The 19,726-nt window shown below is 54.4% G+C and carries 19 protein-coding genes; 17 read left to right on the forward strand and 2 right to left on the reverse strand.

The window, feature by feature from the left end; translation table 11 throughout:
* Positions 1 to 140 precede the first annotated feature (140 nt).
* The 15 genes from CDH47_RS09390 to CDH47_RS09460 all read left to right on the forward strand — a co-directional run bounded on the left by CDH47_RS09390 (position 141) and on the right by CDH47_RS09460 (position 15,417).
* Positions 141 to 2,804 (forward strand): HzsA-related protein, encoded by a 2,664-nt coding sequence (locus CDH47_RS09390; protein ID WP_161494485.1) that lies wholly within the window; start codon positions 141 to 143, stop codon positions 2,802 to 2,804.
* 21 nt (positions 2,805 to 2,825) lie between these two features.
* Positions 2,826 to 3,575, forward strand: a complete 750-nt coding sequence (locus CDH47_RS09395) for an SH3 domain-containing protein (protein ID WP_100639783.1) — start codon at positions 2,826 to 2,828, stop codon at positions 3,573 to 3,575.
* Complete coding sequence (locus tag CDH47_RS09400) at positions 3,545 to 4,204, forward strand: outer membrane beta-barrel domain-containing protein (protein WP_100639617.1); 660 nt, start codon at positions 3,545 to 3,547, stop codon at positions 4,202 to 4,204. The genes CDH47_RS09395 and CDH47_RS09400 overlap by 31 nt, the downstream gene beginning before the upstream one ends.
* 17 nt (positions 4,205 to 4,221) lie before the next feature.
* Positions 4,222 to 4,719: a TlpA disulfide reductase family protein gene (locus tag CDH47_RS09405; RefSeq protein ID WP_100639618.1), complete on the forward strand. Its 498-nt coding sequence runs from the start codon at positions 4,222 to 4,224 to the stop codon at positions 4,717 to 4,719.
* Between the two features lie 20 nt (positions 4,720 to 4,739).
* Complete coding sequence (locus CDH47_RS09410) at positions 4,740 to 4,976, forward strand: DUF4266 domain-containing protein (RefSeq protein ID WP_100639784.1); 237 nt, start codon at positions 4,740 to 4,742, stop codon at positions 4,974 to 4,976.
* Positions 4,963 to 6,114: a DUF3570 domain-containing protein gene (locus CDH47_RS09415; RefSeq protein ID WP_476738578.1), complete on the forward strand. Its 1,152-nt coding sequence runs from the start codon at positions 4,963 to 4,965 to the stop codon at positions 6,112 to 6,114. The genes CDH47_RS09410 and CDH47_RS09415 overlap by 14 nt, the downstream gene beginning before the upstream one ends.
* A gap of 19 nt (positions 6,115 to 6,133) precedes the next feature.
* Complete coding sequence (locus CDH47_RS09420) at positions 6,134 to 6,679, forward strand: AraC family transcriptional regulator (RefSeq protein WP_100639619.1); 546 nt, start codon at positions 6,134 to 6,136, stop codon at positions 6,677 to 6,679.
* Positions 6,680 to 6,726: 47 nt separating this feature from the next.
* Positions 6,727 to 8,673, forward strand: coding sequence for a YfgM family protein (locus tag CDH47_RS09425; RefSeq protein WP_239985675.1), 1,947 nt, complete (start codon positions 6,727 to 6,729; stop codon positions 8,671 to 8,673).
* Positions 8,666 to 11,605: a tetratricopeptide repeat protein gene (locus CDH47_RS09430; RefSeq protein ID WP_193601628.1), complete on the forward strand. Its 2,940-nt coding sequence runs from the start codon at positions 8,666 to 8,668 to the stop codon at positions 11,603 to 11,605. The genes CDH47_RS09425 and CDH47_RS09430 overlap by 8 nt, the downstream gene beginning before the upstream one ends.
* Positions 11,592 to 12,179 carry a tetratricopeptide repeat protein gene (locus tag CDH47_RS09435; RefSeq protein ID WP_100639620.1) on the forward strand — a complete coding sequence of 196 codons (588 nt, stop codon included), beginning with the start codon at positions 11,592 to 11,594 and terminating at the stop codon, positions 12,177 to 12,179. Before CDH47_RS09430 ends, CDH47_RS09435 begins: the two co-directional genes overlap by 14 nt.
* Positions 12,180 to 12,194: 15 nt before the next feature.
* Positions 12,195 to 12,509, forward strand: a complete 315-nt coding sequence (locus tag CDH47_RS09440; RefSeq protein ID WP_100639621.1) for a hypothetical protein — start codon at positions 12,195 to 12,197, stop codon at positions 12,507 to 12,509.
* Positions 12,510 to 12,671: 162 nt separating this feature from the next.
* Positions 12,672 to 13,361, forward strand: a complete 690-nt coding sequence (locus CDH47_RS09445; protein ID WP_100639622.1) for a MotA/TolQ/ExbB proton channel family protein — start codon at positions 12,672 to 12,674, stop codon at positions 13,359 to 13,361.
* Between the two features lie 24 nt (positions 13,362 to 13,385).
* The gene (locus CDH47_RS09450; protein WP_100639623.1) at positions 13,386 to 13,907 is read left to right on the forward strand and encodes an ExbD/TolR family protein; all 522 of its coding nucleotides are present in this window, start codon (positions 13,386 to 13,388) and stop codon (positions 13,905 to 13,907) included.
* Positions 13,904 to 14,410, forward strand: coding sequence for an ExbD/TolR family protein (locus CDH47_RS09455; protein ID WP_100639624.1), 507 nt, complete (start codon positions 13,904 to 13,906; stop codon positions 14,408 to 14,410). The genes CDH47_RS09450 and CDH47_RS09455 overlap by 4 nt, the downstream gene beginning before the upstream one ends.
* Complete coding sequence (locus CDH47_RS09460; protein ID WP_239985683.1) at positions 14,407 to 15,417, forward strand: AgmX/PglI C-terminal domain-containing protein; 1,011 nt, start codon at positions 14,407 to 14,409, stop codon at positions 15,415 to 15,417. The genes CDH47_RS09455 and CDH47_RS09460 overlap by 4 nt, the downstream gene beginning before the upstream one ends.
* A 56-nt stretch (positions 15,418 to 15,473) precedes the next feature.
* Here the strand turns inward: CDH47_RS09460 and CDH47_RS09465 are convergent, their stop codons facing one another.
* Together CDH47_RS09465 and CDH47_RS09470 are read right to left on the reverse strand one after the other, a co-directional pair.
* The gene (locus tag CDH47_RS09465; protein ID WP_100639625.1) at positions 15,474 to 17,279 is read right to left on the reverse strand and encodes a class I poly(R)-hydroxyalkanoic acid synthase; all 1,806 of its coding nucleotides are present in this window, start codon (positions 17,277 to 17,279) and stop codon (positions 15,474 to 15,476) included.
* A 9-nt stretch (positions 17,280 to 17,288) separates the two neighbouring features.
* Positions 17,289 to 17,609 (reverse strand): phasin family protein, encoded by a 321-nt coding sequence (locus tag CDH47_RS09470; RefSeq protein ID WP_100639626.1) that lies wholly within the window; start codon positions 17,607 to 17,609, stop codon positions 17,289 to 17,291.
* Between the two features lie 155 nt (positions 17,610 to 17,764).
* Between CDH47_RS09470 and CDH47_RS09475 the strand changes: the two genes are divergently transcribed.
* The gene (locus CDH47_RS09475; protein WP_100639627.1) at positions 17,765 to 18,103 is read left to right on the forward strand and encodes a TraR/DksA family transcriptional regulator; all 339 of its coding nucleotides are present in this window, start codon (positions 17,765 to 17,767) and stop codon (positions 18,101 to 18,103) included.
* A gap of 42 nt (positions 18,104 to 18,145) precedes the next feature.
* Positions 18,146 to 19,606 carry an SLC13 family permease gene (locus CDH47_RS09480; RefSeq protein ID WP_100639628.1) on the forward strand — a complete coding sequence of 487 codons (1,461 nt, stop codon included), beginning with the start codon at positions 18,146 to 18,148 and terminating at the stop codon, positions 19,604 to 19,606.
* The last annotated feature ends 120 nt before the right edge of the window (positions 19,607 to 19,726 follow it).

The following is a 19,726-nucleotide window of genomic DNA, read 5'->3' on the forward strand; positions in this document are numbered from 1 at the left end:
CGTGGGAAGTGTGGGGTGGGCCACGTAATTACATTTCCTTACGCAAAGCCTCTGGAGATGCAGGGTTCCGCAGACTTAATTTATGTCACGAATTTACTTTCTCCAGTGCAGCGACACTGTTTTCAAGGGAACCAGGGCGCGTGGCTCAGAAATCGACCAAGATCATCAGCTTGCTGGCCTGCCTGGGCCTGCTGGCAGTGCTTTCAGGCTGCTTGCCCAGCGCTGATAGCCAGCGAGTTGACCCCGTAGTGGTCGAAAATCCCGTGGTCTTTGTAAAGCGCCCGCTGTTATTCGACACTAACAGCGGCGCACTGATCGAGGACAACTTGGCCGATCCTTCCGGGTTTCGCCCTGGCGCGCGCCTGTTTGTAAAGGCCAGTGCATCCATTGATGCCCGCGCTATCGATGTGTCCTCCCGGGCGTTTACCGGCCCGGAGTTTCTGGATGATGCGGGGCGCCTGCTTTACGACGTAAAAGATCTTCACGTTTCCCACGACGGCAATCGCGCGCTGTTCGCCATGCGGGCACCGGAAATTGAGGGTGCCGATGAAGAAGATCAGCCCACCTGGAATATCTGGGAATATGATCATGCAGCCAACCTTCTGCGTAGAGTATTAACGTCAGATCAAGCAGCTCGGCGTGGCCAGGATGTGGCTCCAGCCTATTTGCCTGATGGCAGGATCGTATTTTCATCGACTCGCCAGCGCACCTCCAAAGCTATTCTCCTGGATGAAAATAAGGGCCAGTTCGCCGGCCTTGATGAAAACCGGAACGTGCCTGCTTTCGTTCTCCATACCATGGATGACGATGGAGAAAACATTCAGCAAATTACCTTTAACCAGAGCCACGACCTGGATCCACTGGTTACCGATGAAGGGTTTATTGTATTCAGTCGCTGGGACAATGCAGGTCAGACCCGTAACAACGGGGTGAACCTGTACCGGGTTAATCCGGATGGAACGGGGCTCTCCTACCTTTACGGCCGGCATTCCCACGATTCCGTTCCGGGAACACGCAATGTTCAGTACCTGAAAGCCCGGAAAACCGACTCAAACTCTGTGCTGGTGCAATTGCGACCTTTTGAAACCAACGATTACGCCTCTGCACCGGCTGAGGTGGATGTTCATAACTACGTGGAAGCTGTCCTGCGCATTGACGGTGTTGCCAGTGATGGCGGTCAGCGCCCACTGATTCCCGGCATCAGGCTTGATGGCGAACTGTCACTGAAGGGGCGCTACGGTTCTGTTTCACCTCTTATGGATGGAACCCACAGATATCTGGTTAGCTGGACACCCTGCCGGCTCAGTGAGAGGGCATCCGGCCGTATTGTGAACTGCACTGAAGAGCGCCTGGAATCTGATGCCTATGTACCTGCGCCGCCGGTATACGGGCTATGGCTGCTGGATGTGGCAAATGGCACCCAGAGGCCTGTGGTAGAGCCTTCAGAAGGAGAGCAGTTTGATGAAGCGATGCTGATGCGTGAGCGGCCACTGGAGGGGTTTATTCCCGACGCCCAGCCCATGGGAGATGCTGCGCAGCTAGCTGAAGATGGCTACGGCATTCTGCATATTCGCAGTGTTTATGACATAGATGGTGTAGATAGATCACCAAACGGTATCGCAACAACTGCCAACCCCTTGCTCACGAACGCAGAACAGCGCCCGGCACGTTTCCTGCGGCTTGAAAAGCCCGTATCCATGCCTGATGACAATGTGAAGGATTTTGATAACAGTGCCTTTGGTCGCAGCCGTGGGCAACTGATGCGGGAAATTCTGGGCTATGTGCCCATCGAGCCCGATGGCTCGGTGAAGGTAGCCGTACCAGCCAACGTCGCCTTTGCGATCAGCGTGCTCGATGCCCAAGGCCGAAGAACAAGCGACCGCCACCAGAATTGGTTATCAGTTCGCCCCGGTGAAACCATGGGGTGCCAGGGTTGCCACGATCCGCGGTCACCTGCCTCTCATGGCCGCCCTGATGCCGGCCCAGCGCCTGTTTGGGGTGGTGCGAGTACCACCAGCCTGCCTTTTCCTGGCACGGATCCAACCCTGTATGCAGATATGGGCGAAACCATGGCCGAGGTCTATGCACGAACACAGGAAATACGTCGGCCATTGCCTGACCCGGTTTATAGAGATGATGAGTGGGCGGATCTTGCCAGCAGCGTAGAAGATCGATCACTGGCCTATGAAAACCTGCAGACACCACCGCCAGTTTCAGGTGCATGTGCAAATGCGGATGAAGGTGCTTGGACCGCAAACTGCCGCGTAGTGATCAATTATGAAACCCATATTCACCCACTTTGGGATTCGAATCGGGAAGTGGTCGACGGGGGCGGTGCGGTATTAGACGATCACACCTGCACCTCATGCCACACCAATTCAGATAATGCAGAATCGCCAGTTGTTGCGGCTGCCGATCTGGACCTGACCAATGGGCCTTCAGATGCTAACCCATCGCACTTCAAGTCCTACCGGGAATTGCTGTTTCCAGACAACAAACAGGAATTAAACCCAGAGGGTGTTCTGGTTGATGAAATGGTCGACTCAGGAGAAGTCCTCAGGGACGAAGAAGGCGAGCCTATTCTGGATGAGGATGGTTTCGAGCAACCAATATTTATTCCGGTACCCGTGCCTGCAAGCATGTCAGTAAATGGCGCCTTGGCCAGTACACGATTCCAAGAAGTCTTCAGGTCAGGAGGCACCCACAGCGGACGACTGTCACCAGCCGAATTGCGCCTAATAGCAGAGTGGCTCGACATGGGCGCCCAGTACTACAACAACCCGTTCGACGCCCCGGATAACTAATCAGGAACTGACGCCACAACCATGCCCATTGCCATTCTGTTACTGATGCTCTGCTTACCCGGGATGGCCTGGGCCGGCTGGCTGTGGGGTGACGATGAGCCCGAACAGCGGGTTCAGGTTGTCGAGCCTTTTGTAGTCTGGCGCACTGGCCCTGCGGTGGGTTACCCGGTGTTCCACAGCAGCGAAAAGGGGGAATGGCTAACCCTGCTGCAACGGAAAACCGGCTGGATGAAAGTGCGGGATGGGAAGGGGCGTGAAGGTTGGGTAGCTGTGGCTGCTATAGCGCAAACCCAAGACGCAACCGGCGAACGCGTCAATCTCAGCGTGCCGAATATGAATGCGTACAGTGAGCGCACCTTTGAAGCCGGAATTCTGATGGGGGAGTTTGAAGGCAACCCCGTAACCGCAGGCTACGGGGGATACTGGTTTACCCCCAATCTCGCGGCAGAATTGTCGGGCTCACAGGTGCTGGGTAGCGCCTCGGAGATACTCATGGTGAATGCCAATATAGTGCACCAGCCGTTTCCCCATTTAAGAGTGTCACCCTATTTTACCCTTGGCGTCGGGCATATCTGGGTAGATCCGAAAGCAACACTGGCAGTGCCGGAAGAACGAGACAACAGCGTAGGCCATGCCGGTTTAGGTGTGCGTGTGTACATCACTGAACGGTATTTTATCCGGGCCGAGTTCAAGGACTACAAAGTCTTTACCAGCCGATCAACCAACGAAGAAGCGACAGAATGGAAAATCGGACTAAGCATCTTTTTCTGACCGGGTTTTGCCTGGCACAGGTCATGGCATTCGCGCCTCAGGTATTCGCGCAGGAGAGCGCCGAACGCGATGATCGGCCTTTGATTGAGCCCGATGTAAAACCCGTGCCGGTCAATGAGGCGCTGATTGATACCGAGAACTTCGAGATCGGCGGCTTTCTGGGCGTGATCAATATTGAAGATTTCGAATCGTCGTTTGTCTATGGCGGCAAGCTTACCTATCACCTGAGCGAATCCTTCTTTTTTGAGGCAGGAATCGGCTTTGCGGAAGGTGGCGAGACCAGCTTTGAAAATCTGGCGGGTAATGTGCAGGTGCTGACCGATAGTGAACGTGAGTACCGCTATTACAACATCAACCTGGGCTATAACCTTCTGCCGGGCCAAGCGTTTTTTAGCGAGAACTACGCATTCAATACCAATTTCTATCTGATTGCCGGCGCGGGCGCCACGGATTTTGGCGGCGATACCCGCTTTACCGTCAACGCCGGAGCAGGTTATCAGGTTTTACTCACAGACAGCCTTGCCATAGATATCGGCGTGCGCCAGCACTACTACCGCATCGATGTGGTAGGGGCTGAGAAAACCTCCATGAACACTGAAATCCGTACCGGATTGTCAGTATTTTTCTGAACACAGGAGCCATTTAGATGAACAACCCGGTTATAGCCATAGCTCTGGCTCTCACATTGTCCGGCGCTGCAATGAGCGTTCAGGCAGACGCCATCAATGTCCCGGCTCCGGACTTCACGCTGGAAAGCCGAAGCGGAGACAACATTCGCCTGGAAGATCATCGTGGTGAAGTGGTCATGCTTAACTTCTGGGCCTCCTGGTGCGGCCCCTGCCGGCAGGAAATGCCCCTGATGGATGACATTTACAGTCGCTATCAGGATCTGGGCTTCACCATTCTTGCGGTGAATGTGGATGAGAACCGCGATGAGGCTTTGCGTTTTCTGGAAAAAGTGCCGGTGGATTATCCCATTTTGTACGATCCTGAAAGCTCAGTGAGCCAGCTTTACGAAGTGCCGGCCATGCCCACAACCGTGATGATCGATCGCGATGGCAACGCCCGCTACATTCATTACGGCTACAAGCCGGGCTACGAAGTTGAGTACGAAGCCCAGATCAGAGAACTGGTGCGAGAGTGATTCCCGAGCGGGTAAGCGTTATGCGCAAACTGACCATCATCGCGCCTTTGCTATTGGCGCTGCTGCTTTCAGCAACGGCCGGGTGCAGCTCTGTCGAACCATGGGTCAAGCCTTATGAGAGGGATCGCCTGGCGGATCCGATCATGAGCCTGAGCCGCCATGGCAAAGCAGATTCCTACATTAACCACGTGTACCAGGCGAGGGAGTCGGCTCGTGGGGCGGAAGGTGGCGCAGGAGGTGGCTGTGGTTGTAACTGAACGCGCTCCTGTGGCCTTGCTGTTTCTCGTATTGATGGCGGCGTCTTCGTTTGCCCAGGCAGCAACCCTGCCAGTGGATAACGTGGATCTGTTTTATCACCGGTACGACGGCGGCGGTATGGAGATTGATGGCCCCGTAGTGCTTGCGCGCAAAAGTGTAGGCCCTCAGGTGTCTGTGTCCGGCCAGTATTACGTGGACATGGTGTCGGCGGCCTCGATAGATGTTTTAGCCACCGCCAGCGCCTATAAAGAAGAGCGAACTGAATACACACTGGGCGTAGATTACTTGTACGACCGGGCCATTATGAGCCTGGGCTTTACCAACAGTTCAGAGAACGATTACGAAGCCAACACACTCTACTTCACCGTTAGCCAGGAGTTTTTTGGTGGCATGTCCACGGTCACCCTTGGCTATGCGGCCGGCTGGGATGAGGTTGGAAAGCGCGGTAACGACAGCTTCAGTGAAGAGGCAGATCGCCGTAACTATCAGTTGGGCTTTAGCCAAGTGCTGACCCGCAACCTGCTAGTCGGGCTTGATCTGGAAGTGGTCACAGATGAAGGTTTTCTGCAGAACCCCTACCGCCAGAACCGTTATCTCGACCCCAACGATGCCACTGCGTTCTTGTACCAACCTGAGCGTTACCCGGAAACCCGAACCAGTACCGCGGTGGCCGCGAGAGCCATGTACCACTTGCCGTATCGAGCCTCTATCCGGGGCGAATACCGATACTTCACAGACACCTGGGGTATAAACGCGCACACCATTGAGTTGGGTTATGTGCATGCCTTGAACCAGCATTGGTCACTGGAAGGATCAGTGCGCTACTACACCCAGGGCGAGGCGGATTTTTACAGTGATCTCTATGCCTATGAAAATTCACAGACTCATTTGGCAAGAGACAAGGAAATGAGCTCTTTTTCGGGCACAACCTTTGGCACCGGCGCAGTGTACGAGTGGAAGCAAACATCCCTGCCGGGCATCAAGCGGCTGCAGTTCAGCCTGTTACTGGATTGGTTGAATTTCGATTATGACAACTTCCGGGATGTCACTGCGGAAGGCAATTATCTACCGGGCCAAGAGCCGCTTTATTCATTCGATGCGCTGGTAACCCGGGCATCACTGATTCTCGAATACTGAGTTTGCAGGAAACCTGACTATGACGGATTCACTGAAGACAATGGTTGTCGGCCTTCTGGCTGCACTCATGGTGCTCACGAGTGGGAGCGTGTTGGCGCAAACAGCGCCGGCCGACGACAGCAAAGCAGTTGCAGAACAGGTTCAGGATCTCAAAAAGAAAGTGATTCGCCTGAACCGGGATCTTTTTATTCTGGAAGAAGACCTGCTGTTCCCCGCAAGCACACAGTTTGCGGTGTTTCTCAGTGTTGATGCGGGCAAGTTTCTGCAACTGGATGCGGTAAAGCTAAAGGTCAACGGCGATATTGTGGCGTCTCATCTTTACACCGAGCGCCAGGTTACAGCCCTTGAGCGGGGTGGCATGCAGCGCTTGTACATTGGCAACCTGAAAACCGGCACCCATGAAGTGACAGCCTTCGTGGAAGGCATCGGGCCGAACAACCGCGCTTACAAACAAGCAGCTACTTTCTCATTTGAAAAAGGCACGGATACCGCGGCCCTGGAAATTCGCATTGAGGATCGTTCGTCAGATTACCAACCCATGGTGTCCATAGTGGAGTGGGAGTGATAAAGAACCTGACACTCAGCTCAAAGTTAAAAAAGCCCGGAACAGGCATGCGTCTGGCTGCGGTCGCTGTCGGCTGCCTGGCGCTATTATTCAATGCGCCAATTGCCACTTCAGAGGAGTCACCAGAGCGGGCCAAAGATCTTGCCTATGGCTGGGTGCTTTACAACTACCACCAGGGCGAGGCGTTTGAAGCCCTCACTCTGCTGGATGTAGCCCGTGAACGGGGTGGAATCCGTGGCCACGGCGACTATCCGGAACTGGTGGAAGTTGGGCTGATGCTGTCTTACGGCATGACCCGTGAAGCCCGTGAGCTTTTCACGGGGTTGCTCGAAGATGAAAAAAATGACCCCGGTGTAAAGCTCACGCCTGAAGTGCGTAGCCAGGCCTGGTTTTATCTGGGCAAGGTGTTTTACCTCGAAGGTGATTACCCGCTGGCCTACGAAAACCTTCAGCGCGTTGATTCCGACGTTTTGGAAGAAGCGGACGCCGCGCTCTACGCAGAATGGCTATACCTCAGAGCACAGTTAGCCATGATGTCTGACAGCTTCCGTGGTGATTTGAATGACCAGGTTGGTGATGAACCCCTGATTGAACACCTGCGCCAACGACTGACAGATTCCAGCCCATGGGCTCATTACCTGAACTACAACCTCGCTATGGCTCAGGTCGACGCTAATGATTTCACGGCAGCCCAGCAGAGCCTGCGAGAGCTCACTGCGGCTATGGAAGGCGAGACCCCTGGCGGCGAACTGCTTTCGGAGCACCAGGCCTTACTGGATAAAACCCGGCTTTCCCTCGCCCGTTTGTACCTCAGGGATGGCGAGTTTGATAAGGCAGTGGCACTGCTGGGCACCATGCCTCTGGATGGCGTGTTCGCCGACCGGGCCTTGTTTGATTATGCCGTCGCAGCGGCAGGCCAGGGAGAGATGCAAAGCGCTCTGAATGCGTTGGGTGCACTCTCCCAACGTGCACTCTTTCTGCCCTGGAGACAGCAGATTCCCTATGCAAAGGGCTATGTGCTTGAACAGATGGGGCAGCACCCTGAGGCACTGGAAGCATTTGCTCAAGCGGCGGCGCACTACGAAGCCCGTGTGGATGAGCTGATGGCTTCCCGGCAAGCACTGACCGAAGAGAGCCTGATGTCGCGCTTGAGCTTTCTTAGGGACAGCGATGAAATAACTACCGATGCCTACGGTCGTCTTCGGGTAACACCTGCGGATTTCGGGCTTTCAGAAATTCTGGCAGCGGAGCCATTCCAGCAGGCACTGAAGGAGCTGAACGAACTCTACCGAATGCAGGCACTGTTGAACCAGCGAGAGCGCCAACTCAGCACGTTTGAAACCATGCTTGAAACCCGGCAGATGCAAAGGGAACGCCGAAGTGCCGAGGCGCGCCTGGAACTGGAACAGCAGCAACCGGACGAGTGGCTTCAACAGCTCAGCGCATTTCGAGTGGCCATTGACGCAGCCCTTGCACAAGAGAATGCCGAATTCTTCATGACCACAGAACAGAAGGCACTGAAAGCCCGTTTAGGCAAAGTTGCCGCCACCCTTGAGCAGTTACCAGACGATGAGCGCACTGCCAGCCAGCGAAGAAAGTATCTGAGAATGAAGGCCTACTTCGACTGGACAGTAGCCAATGATTACGGTGTGAACCGCTGGGCAGCACAGAAGGAACTGCGAGAGCTAACGGAAGAGATGGCGCGTTTTCAGGCCCAAAGATTCGGGGTGGAAACTCTGACAGCAGACGACAGCGAGCATAGCGAGCTGGCGGGCAGGCTGGCTAACAAGTCCTTGGAGCTGCAAGAGCTGAAAACCCAGGTGCAAACGGCGTTGGGCGAGGCCCGAGGCATATTGATGAACCGGTTGGATGATGCCTTGCAACAACAAAGTGATGAGGTTCGCCGTTACCTTGTGGCCTCACGCCATGCCCAGGCTCGGCTGGCTGACCAGTTGTTCCGGGCAGGACAGGGTGTGGAGGCCGCTAATGATTAGCCGGAACCTCAACACTCGTCGTGATGGCCGTGGTGCTTTTGCGGTGTTGGCCAAGGGGCTTGTGCCCGTATTGGTGGCTATGTTGTTAGCTGGCTGCCAAGCACTCGGGTTGGGGCAGGGCGATGGAGAAATGCCTGCAGCCCGGCCAGGAACCCTGGCTTCCTTGACCCCGATAAAGCTCGACCGGGAAACAGATCCGGCAGTGGTTGAGGCTCAGGCCGGGCAGATGCCAGCGGGCAGTGTTTCCCTTGAGTCGGTTATGCAGAGCTACCGGGATTTGTTGCCCCTGGTGGACGACCCCCTCAAGCAGGTCACTATCCGGCATCGCCTTGCGGATCTCGAGTTCGCCCGCGCAGAACGCATAATGACCGATACCGCCGAAGATGATCTGTCTGGCTCTATTGCAGCCTACACTGGCCTGCTGGCGGAATATCCGGATCGTGAAGGGAATGACCAGATCTACTACCAGTTGGCCCGAGCCTGGGAGCTACGCGGCATGACCGTTGAGCAGCTGGCCGCGCTGGATGCATTGGTCACACACTACCCGGATTCTGCTTACTGGGTTGAGGCCCAGTTCCGGCGCGGGGATATTCTGTTTATCAACGGTCGCTATGCGGAAGCGGAACAAGCGTTTGAAGAGGTCACTCTGGTGAGCGCTGACCGTAGTGAAGATCCTTCCTTTTTGCTGAATGGCTATTACATGAAAGGCTGGAGCCAGTTCAAGCAGGGCGACTATCAACAGGCCTTATACAGCTATGTTGAGGTGCTGGATTTGGTTATGCCGGTAGAACAGGGCGCAGAACCACCAGACCAACGTTATCAGACCCTCACGGAAGACCTGTTTCGGGTTGTGGGCCTGTCGCTGTCTTACCTCGATGGTGCGGAAACCCTGCAAGCACTGTTTCGACAAGTGGGCAGCCGGCCCTATGAAGTACTGGTTTACCATCGCTACAGTAACCTGCTGATTGAGCGGGAGCGCTACAGCGATGCGGTTGACGTGTTTGATGCCTATATCGACGAGCACCCGGAAAGCCCCTGGGCTCCGCGGTATCACATGCAGGCCATGAGTACCCTTGAGCTGGCAGGCTTCGACAAAGCCATTCCGGCTCGCAAAGCCGAGTTCATAGAAAACTATGGCATCTACAGCGATTACTGGCCAGAGACGGATATGGAAACGCTCGCCTATATCGAAACCCAGCTGGAAACTCTGTTACCAGAACTGGCCGATCGTCACTATCTGCTGGCTGGGGAAGCCGCGGCAGGCCAGGGCAAGTTGAACGATAACGCAGAACAGCACTATCGCCAGGCGGCGGCTTACTATTCTGAATTTGCCGCCACTTTCCCGAATCACCCGCGCACCCCTGAACGCTTGTTCCTCTTGGCTGAAACCTATGTGGAGCTGGAAGAGTGGCAAGATGCCATTCAGTCGTTTGAGCGGGTTGCCTATGATTTCCCGGCCGCAGGCAAGATGCCCGAGCGTGCTGCAGAAGCTGGCTACGCTTCCGTATTGGCCTTCCGTGAATACGCAGAGACCTGGCTGGACGAACCAACGCAAAACCTGTTTGCCCTGCAGGAAATGCAGCAGCTTAATCGCCTCAGATTTGTGAATGCCTACCCCGAAGACCCCCGTGCGCCGGGCGTGTACTACATTGCTTTGCAGCGGGAGTTTGATCAGCAACACCTTGAAGAGGTTATCCCCATGGCCGGTCGCCTGGCCACCTGGCAGCCGGCAGCTGATCCTGTTCTGGTAACCGAGGCGCTGTTGCTGGCAGGCCACAGCCTGTTTGAATTGGGCCGGTATGGGGAAGCTGAGCAGTCATACCGGGACGCGCTTTCCATGATGCCCCTTGAAGATGAAAGGCGACCTGGCATTCAGGAGAACATGGCGGCTTCTGTATTCCGGCAGGCAGAACAGTTAGCCGAGGCTGGCAGCCTGGATTTGGCGGTGAGCGAATACCTGCGTGTTGGGCAGGTTGCGCCCGCGTCTGTGTTGAATGCCAACGCACAATACGATGCGGCCTCTCTGCTTATAGGCGCAGCACGGTGGGACGAGGCAATAGGTGTGTTGACCGGTTTCCGCTCAGCGTTCCTGGAGCATGAACTGGCGGCTACAGTGCCTGCCAAACTGGCCTTTGCTTACCGGGAAACGGAGCAGTGGGAAAAGGCCGGCGACGAGTTAAACCTTATGGTGGCTATGGCAACCACGCCCCAGGAACGCCGGGAAAACCTGCAAATTGCGGCAGAGCTATACGACAAAGCCGGCAATGAATCCAAGGCAATCGACACCTGGCGCAGTTACGCAAATCGCTATCCGGAACCTGCAGACATGTATATGGAAGCCGCCAACCGGCTGGCAGAGCTCTATCAAGAGCGGGATGATCTTGATCGCCGGGATTACTGGCTCCAGAAGCAGATGGATAAAGTGGATGACAACCCTGGGGGTGCAGATGACCGAATGCGCTACCTGGCAGCCTCTGCCTCTGCCATTTTGGCGCGGGATGCTCTGGCGCGTTACGACAGCATTCGCCTGACCTTGCCTCTGAACAAGAGCATGGTGGCTAAAACCAATGCTCTGGAAGCGGCGGTGAACGCCTATCAGAAAACCGCCAGTTACGGCATTTCATCGTTTGCCACGGAAGCAGGCTATCAGATTGCCCATATATACAGCCGCCTGGGCGTAGATCTGATGGATTCAGAGCGCCCGGAAGGGCTTAGCCAACTGGAACTCGCCCAATACGAGTTACTGCTGGAAGAACAGGCCTATCCGTTCGAAGACAATGCCATTGATATCCATGAGCAGAACATCCGCCGGGCCCGCGAGGGCATCTTTGATGAATGGGTGAAGCGCAGTTATGAATCCTTGCGCCGCTTGCTTCCCGGTCGCTATAACAAACCCGAGGTTACCGCTGGAGTCGTCAATGATTTGGGGTAGCAAACTGGTCTCAGCGTTTGTCTTGTTCTTGCTGCTGGGTGGCTGCGCGCTGGCACCAGAGGGAGAGGTGGCGCCTGATGAGGCAGCAGCATCTGCTGTAGAAGCGGAAATACGATTGCAGGAGGCATTTTCACAAGCAGTAGTGCTAATGGAAAATGGAGATGTTGATGAGGCCAGAGTGCGGTTTGAGAAACTGGCAGCAGAACATCCCGACCGCAGCGGGCCCATAGCTAATCTGGGACTCCTGGCGATGCAGGCGGGTGATATGGAGTTGGCACAACTGAGGTTTGAGCAGGTTCTGGTTCTGGATCAATCGCATTTGGTTGCTCTCAACAACCTTGGTGTTATTGCCAGGCACTCAGGCGAATTCACCTTGGCTGACGCACGTTACCGCGAAGCTCTTGCGGTAGACCCAGACTACTTGCCAGCCGTACTTAATCTAGCATTTTTGCTCGATATATACCTGGGCAAGCCTGAACAGGCGCTGCCTTTGTATGAACAGTATAAAGAGCTTGCTGAAGAGCCGGATCCGCGGCTGAAGGATTGGATATTCGATGCGAAAAACAGAATCTGACGCAAGAGGCAAAGCATGAACAATATCTTCAGAAGCCTTCTGCTGCCAGTCCTGGCCATGTTGTGCATTTCGCCGGTTCAGGCTCAGGATTCCGGGGTAGTAACCATTGAAGGCACCCGAATTCGTGGTGACCAGGAGGTACCGACAGTGATGTATCTGGTGCCCTGGCAGCCACCGACGGTGGATGAACTCCGTGCGCCCGATGAGCAATTGCTGGTGGAGCAGGCATTTGCTCCCCTGAATCGCTACGAATTTCAACGCCTTGTCCGCTACCACGATGTATTCAAAATGGAAAACACTTCTGTAGACAATGTAGAGGCAACACCTTGAAGGCCCAGTGAAATCCGACCGGCAGTGAGAGGTGCGTCACAGTGTTTCTGTGTTCGAGTGCAAACTACAACAAACCGCAACACAGACCCCCGCAAACTTAACCCCTTTGCAGTACCGTAGCGCTTAGACTGTTCCAAAACCGAACCATGGAGTGCCTAAAAAATGATCGATACCGCCGTTCGCTTTTTCCAGGAAGGTGGCTTTTTTATGTTTCCGATAGCCGTTGTGCTGATTATCGGTCTCATTGTGGCCATTGAGCGATACGTATACCTGTCTGCCCAGAAGATCACTAATCGCCGGGATTTCAACCGACTGCACCAGATGATTGCGAAGAAAGATTTCAAGGGTGCACTCAATTACGCTCAGGAATCCGGCACGGGCATGTCTACCATGATTGGTTATGGCCTTCAGAGATTGGCACGCCGGCAGGGTCGTGAAGACATCGAGTACGCTATGGAAGAAGGGCTGCTGGATGTGATGCCGCGCCTTGAAAAGCGCACCCAGTACTTGGCAACACTGGCCAATATCGCAACACTGCTGGGCCTGTTGGGCACCATTATCGGCCTGATTGCCGCCTTTACAGCTGTGGCCGCTGCCGACCCCGCGCAAAAAGCCAGCCTGCTTTCCCAGAGTATCTCCGTGGCAATGAACACCACGGCGTTTGGCCTTATGTCGGCTATCCCCATGCTGCTGGTTCATTCCGTTCTGCAAACCAAGACCAACGAAATTGTAGATAGTTTTGAAATGGCCGGCATCAAGGTGCTCAATTTGCTCAGCGACGGCTCTGGTGTTCGCCCGACTGCCCAGCCTCAGGCTGCACCTTCTTCTGCCCCGGCGGCAGCGTCGGCCTGATAATCAGCTAAAGGATTTCAGGCTATGAGACGTAAGCATCGTCGATTACAAAGCGAACCGGATCTCGATATCACGCCATTCATGAATCTCATGATTGTGCTGGTGCCGGTATTGCTTTTGAACATGGTGTTTGCACACACCAGTGTGCTTGAGCTCAACTTTCCCACGGGTGAAAGCCTTGCGACAGAGCAGGTTGAAGAGCTGCAGATACAAGTGGTTATTCACTCCGATAGCCTGGTGGTTGCAGATAATCAGGGTGGAGTGATCAAAGCGATTGAGCAGAGTGAAGGTGAGTACGATTACGCCCTGCTTAAAGACGTCATGAAAGAGCTTAAGAGTCGTATTCCGGAGAAAAAGGACGTGATTATCATGCCTTCCCGGGAGACCTCGTATCAGGTGTTGGTCAGTGTTATGGATACCGTCCGCTCCTACGATGCGGTCGTTGCAGGCAACCTGGTAGAGGCAGAGCTGTTTCCGGAAATCTCGTTGGGCGATGCGCCTGAAGAGGGCACTGAAAACGCAGAACAGGCAGGGGGGCAGTCATGAAAGAATCAGCAAAAGCCCGCCGCCAGAAGCGTCACCACAGGCGCAACAAGAACCAGAGCAAGATGAACCTGGTGTCGTTGATGGATATCTTTACGATTCTGGTGTTCTTTCTGATGGTTAACTCCTCGTCTGATGTGCAAGTGCTTAACCAGAGCAGCACCATCAAATTGCCGGACTCGTCTGCTGTGCAGCCACCCGGTGATGTGCTGGCGCTGACCGTAACCGACCAGGATATTCTGGTAAACGGACGTGCTGTTATCAAACGTGAGGTACTGCAGGCACTTGAAGGGCAGGTTGAGCCCGGCCTGAAGCAAGAGCTGGATTACCAGGCCAGTCGTTCAACCCAGCCAGCACCAGAAGCTGGGCGGGCGATAACGATTCTGGCTGACCGCGAACTGCCTTACGATTTGCTCAAGAAGATCATGTCGACCTGTGTGGATGCAGGGTATGCCAGCATTTCTCTGGCAGTTAACCAGCGCACGAAAGAGGGAGCCGGAGCATGACCCAGCGTTCGACCCTGAGGATGTCAGAAAACCGGTACGGATTGCCGTGGAGCGGTGAGCGCGGAGAACGCCGGCGGCTGCTTTCCATTGCGCTGGTTGTAGCGCCCCTGTTCGTGGTTTTTGCAGGTTATGTGAGCTGGGTCGAACTGCCAGAGAAAGATCGACAAGAGCGTGAAGCCTTACCGCCTCAGTTGGCTAAGCTGCTTGTGGAGAAGAAAGAGCCTCCCAAGCCGGTTCTGCCCGAGCCAAAGCCGGAGCCAGAGCCAAAGGCTGAGGTGAAACCGGAAGAGAAGCCGGTTGAAGTGGCAAAACCGGAGCCCAAGCTTGAGCCAAAGCCCAAGTTGCTGCCGCCAAAGCCAGAGGTAAAGGAGAAGCCGAAGCCTGAAGCTGTGGCCAAGGCTCGCGAAAAAGCAAAGAACACGGGCATTCTCGCGATGGGCAACGAACTGACAAAGCTGAGTACCCTCGCCAGCTCCATAAAACTGGATGCGCCGGTTACGCGAACAGCTAAGCCGATCACCAGAAAAGCAGAAGACACGCTTGCAGCCCGAGCCACCGCCAGTACAAAGAGTGCTGGAGTGGCCGAGGTTGCGCTTGAGCGTGAAACTCGTGAGATTGCTTTGGCTGAGCGTAAGAGGGCGGAAGTGGCGGAGACGGCTCGTGTGGCGAAAGCCAAAGAAAATGCGCGGCGCGAAAAGCAAGAAGTTGCTTCCCGCACTCGTAGCAAAGAAGAGTTAAGGCGCACCATGGATGCTAACAAATCTGCTATCTATAGCATCTATAATCGCGAGCTTCGTCGTAAACCATCACTGCAGGGCAGTATTACACCTGAGTTGGTGATTGAGTCCAGCGGCAGTGTTTCCCGATGCTCTGTGGTTGAATCAACACTGGGCGAACCTGGGTTGGAGAATAAAATCTGCAACCGTTTACTGCTTGTGGATTTTGGATCCAAGCCTGGGGTAGACCGCACCACCATCCGCTACCCAATTGAACTGCTGTCCAGCTGACAGCTGAGGGCACTAAACTTGCCCTCAGCTCAGGTCGCTACTGTACTAACGGATTTCTACGAAGCGCGTTTTGCTGCAGCTTCTGCAGCCTTCACTCGAACATAGCTCCCAGGAGCGTCTTCAATCACTGCGAGTTTGCCATCTCCAGGCACTCTGGCAGCAACCGAATCGCCTGAGTAATCCTGTAACCACTCCAGCCAGTGAGGCCACCATGATCCCGGGTGTTGCTCTGCATTTTCGAGCCACTCATCAGCATCCTTGCTCAGGGTGTTGTTGGTCCAGTAGCCATATTTTTCTTTATATGGCGGATTGATAACTCCGGCGATATGGCCAGAGCCGGAGAGCACGAAGCGGACATCACCGCCATGAACCAAAGCACCTTTATACGTCGTTTTCCATTTGGCAATATGGTCCTGCCGGGCTGAAAGGAAAAATGACGGTACATCAATTTCACTCAGGTTGATGGTTTCCCCAGCCATGGTCAGTGAATCCGGCTCAACCAAACGGTTGTTCAGGTACATTTCCCGCAGATAAAAGCTGTGCATTTTTGCAGGCAGGTTCGTGCCATCAGTGTTCCAGTACAGCAGATCAAACGCTGCTGGCTTCTTTCCTTTGAGGTAGTTGTTCGTCCAGAACGACCAGAAAAGCTCATTTTCCCGTAGCAGATTGAACGTAAATGCCATGGCCCGGCCATCGAGATAGCCCTTTTGTTCAAGCATGCGCTCAATGCCACGGATAGAGTGCTCGTTGATGAATACACCAATACTGCCAGGATCGGAGAAATCCAGAATGCTGGTCAGATAGGTGGCACTGACAACGGGGTTTCTGCCTTTTTTCTTGAGCCAGGCCAGGGTTGAAGCCAGAAGTGTTCCACCAATGCAGTATCCGAGGAGGTTCATTTGTTCTTCGTCGGTGGCAGCTGTTACGGCATCCATGGCGGCTAATGCACCTTCCACCATATAGTCGTCCCAGCTTTTGTCTCTCATGTCTGGCCCAGGGTTGCGCCAGGAAACGACGAAAACCGTCTGGCCCTGGTTCACCAACCATTGAATAAAGGAATTCCGGGCCGAGAGGTCCAGAATGTAAAACTTGTTGATCCAGGGCGGCACAATAAGCAGAGGGCGCTTGCTTACGCTTTCCGTTGCCGCTGTATACTGGATGAGTTGAATCAGATCATTCTGAAACACTACTTTGCCTGGAGTCGTTGCAAGGTTCACTCCGACTTCAAAGGCAGAGCGATCCGTCATGCCAACGTTGAAAAGCGAGGGGTTCTGGCGGAAGTCGTCGATAAATTGCCGGCCTCCATCTACCAGGTTCATTCCCTTTTGTTCCCAGGTTATTTTCAGAACTTCCGGGTTTGTCAGCAAAAAGTTCGAAGGGGAAAGGGCGCTGGTGAGTTGGCGGGCATAAAACAGCATCTGGTCGCGGCTTTTGGACGGTACGCCTTCCATGTTTTCTACCCAGCTCAGAAACGCCTGGGAGTTGATCAGGTACAACTGGTGCAGGACATCAAACGGCAGCTGTTTGTGCCATTCCTCTGCATTGAAGCGGCGGTCATCTGGTTCTGCTGGGGCAACTTGTTTTGTTTCCTGCCCGGTTAGTCGGCCATAAGTATAGGCGCCCAAGGCTGCTTGCTTGCGGGCAAGATCCAGTTCTGCACTGGCAAAGCGCAGCGGGTTGAGCAGCAGGTCTTGTGCCATGGCTCTGTACGCATCAGACATTTGCGTCAGAGTGGAGAGTTTGGCAGCATCCATAACGCCAGAGCCTCCAAGCAGCTTCTCAAGTTGCTGTTGGCCTTCGCGTACCTTTGAGTCAAATGTGTTAACTAACCGAGCAGTCGTTTTTTCAAGCAGACCCAGCATAGTGCGCTCCTACTCTTTGGAATCGGGAGTTTCTTCGGTCTGCCCGGAGACAGCTTTCTGCATTGCTTCACGGGCTTCAGTGAGGTAGCTTTGCCACTCTTTCCAGTCCTGAGTCATCTGCTCACTCATGGTTTTCAAGGTATCTGCCTGGTCGCTTGTGACTGTCTTAAGTTCATCCAGGCTACGAACTTCCGATACTTTTTTTGCCTGCTGCATGGTCACGTCAGCGTATCGGCGGAAGGCGCTCATCTGCATTTCTGCAGCTTTGCTGAACTGGTCAAAAAGTGTTTGGTTTAGGCGTGTGGCTTTTTCAAATATGTCGTTATTCATTGGGACAGCTCCTTTGCATTCATTTTGACATCGGCTCTATTGTGTCCTGATAAGCATGCCATATTCATGACAAACATCAATCCAGTGTTCGTCCTATACTGTAGTTTTGCTTAGCAGTATGGGAAGGGCCGTTTTTGGACCCCGGGAGGTGTTATATGAGCAATCGCAAAGCGGAACTTGAAACTCTGATAGAGGATCTGACAGAGAGGTTGGGCCGCTATGAGGCCCATCAGCACCGTGAAAGTGGAGCACTCGACAAGGATTCTGTCGAGCAGGCCCAGCAAATCCAGAATGATGAAGTGGTGGATTCGCTGGAAACCGAAACCCGGGCTGAGCTTGCCCAGATAAAATCAGCACTCGAGCGCATCGACCACGGGCTGGGTGATGTTTGTGAGGTCTGCGACGAAACTATTGACCCCCGAAGGCTCCAGGTATTGCCTTACACCACGGTTTGCATCGCCTGCGCTGAAAACCAGGCTGATACGCAAGAGTAGGAACGAGGAATAGCAAAAGAATGAAGCGCATGGAATGTTTGCATGCTTGAACAACCGATAACGGAGGTTTCGCAAGGTTATCCTAAAAGCCGGCTGATTGGTCTGTTTCTGGGGGCCGGATTTCTTCTCGTGACAGTACTCTTGCCACCTCCGGAGTCCATGACACCAGAGGCCTGGTCTGCATTGGGCCTTATGTTGCTCATGGCAACCTGGTGGTCAACGGAAGCCATCCCGATCCCTGCCACGGCTCTGCTGCCCATTGTGCTGGTGCCAGGGCTTGGTTTGGGAAGCATTTCCCAGGCGACGTCGCCTTACGCCAATCCGATCATCTTTCTTTTCCTGGGTGGATTTACCCTGGGCCTGGCGATGCAGCGCTGGGAACTTCATCGCCGTATTGCCCTGATGACACTCAAGGCGGTTGGTAACGAGCCTAAACGCCAGATTGCAGGTTTTATGCTGGCCACCGCTTTCCTGAGCATGTGGGTCAGCAATACCGCAACTGCCATCATGATGCTCCCTATTGGTTTGTCGGTAATTGCCATGATGGGCAACGGCCAGCACGAAAATGTTCAGCGTTATGCCACGGCACTGCTGCTGGCCATAGCCTACTCGGCCAGTGTAGGCGGTATTGCCACGCTCATAGGGACGCCGCCCAATGCACTGCTGGCAGCCTATCTGAGTGAAACCCAGGGAGTCTCGGTCGGGTTCGCTCAGTGGATGCTGTTGGGTGTACCAGTTGCTGCGGTGATGCTGGTTTTGATCTGGTGGTGGCTGACACGCAGGGATTTTGGTCTGACCGCGCAGAACGGTGCGGGCCAGGCTATACGGGACGAGCTAAAGGCTTTGGGCCCCATGACTCGGGGCGAAAAAATGGTGGCTGTCGTGTTCGTGCTGACAGCCAGCGCCTGGATTTTCAGACCATTGCTTTCCGCGAATATCATGCCTTGGCTAAGCGATACAGGTATTGCCATCTCCGCCGCTATCGCCATGTTCATCATCCCGGTCAACGTGCGAACCCAGACGTTTGTGCTCGATTGGGATACGGCCAAAGCGATTCCGTGGGGTGTACTTCTGCTGTTTGGTGGCGGTCTTGCCATGGCCGGAGTAATCAGTAGCTCCGGGCTGGCAAGCTGGATAGCCGCCAGCATGGGTGTCGCAAGCGCGCTGCCGGTGATCGTTATGATCATTCTGGTTGTCGCAGTCATTATTTTTCTCACTGAGGTTACCAGTAACACGGCAACTGCCGCAGCGTTTCTGCCGCTTCTGGGGGCGTTGGCGGTTTCTCAGGAGTCATCGCCGCTCCTGCTCACTATTCCGGCTGCCATTGCCGCCAGTTGTGCGTTCATGATGCCAGTAGCCACTCCGCCCAACGCAATCGTGTTCTCCAGTGGCCATATGAGAATAGGCGATATGATTCGTGCCGGGTTTGCCCTGAATATCATCGGAATGATCGTGGTTACTCTTCTGTGCTACCTGCTTCTGGACTTCGTGTTCACCATTTGAGCTGAGTGCGGATGCGTGTTGTTTTGCGTACCCGTTACCGCCTAACCATATCAGTGGCAGCCTCAGCTTCCCCGTTTTGAGAACCGTCTTCAGTTAACGTGCCGTTGCAGCACCAGATTT

Origin of the sequence: Marinobacter salexigens (genome assembly GCF_002806945.1) — a bacterium.
Classification (GTDB): domain Bacteria; phylum Pseudomonadota; class Gammaproteobacteria; order Pseudomonadales; family Oleiphilaceae; genus Marinobacter; species Marinobacter salexigens.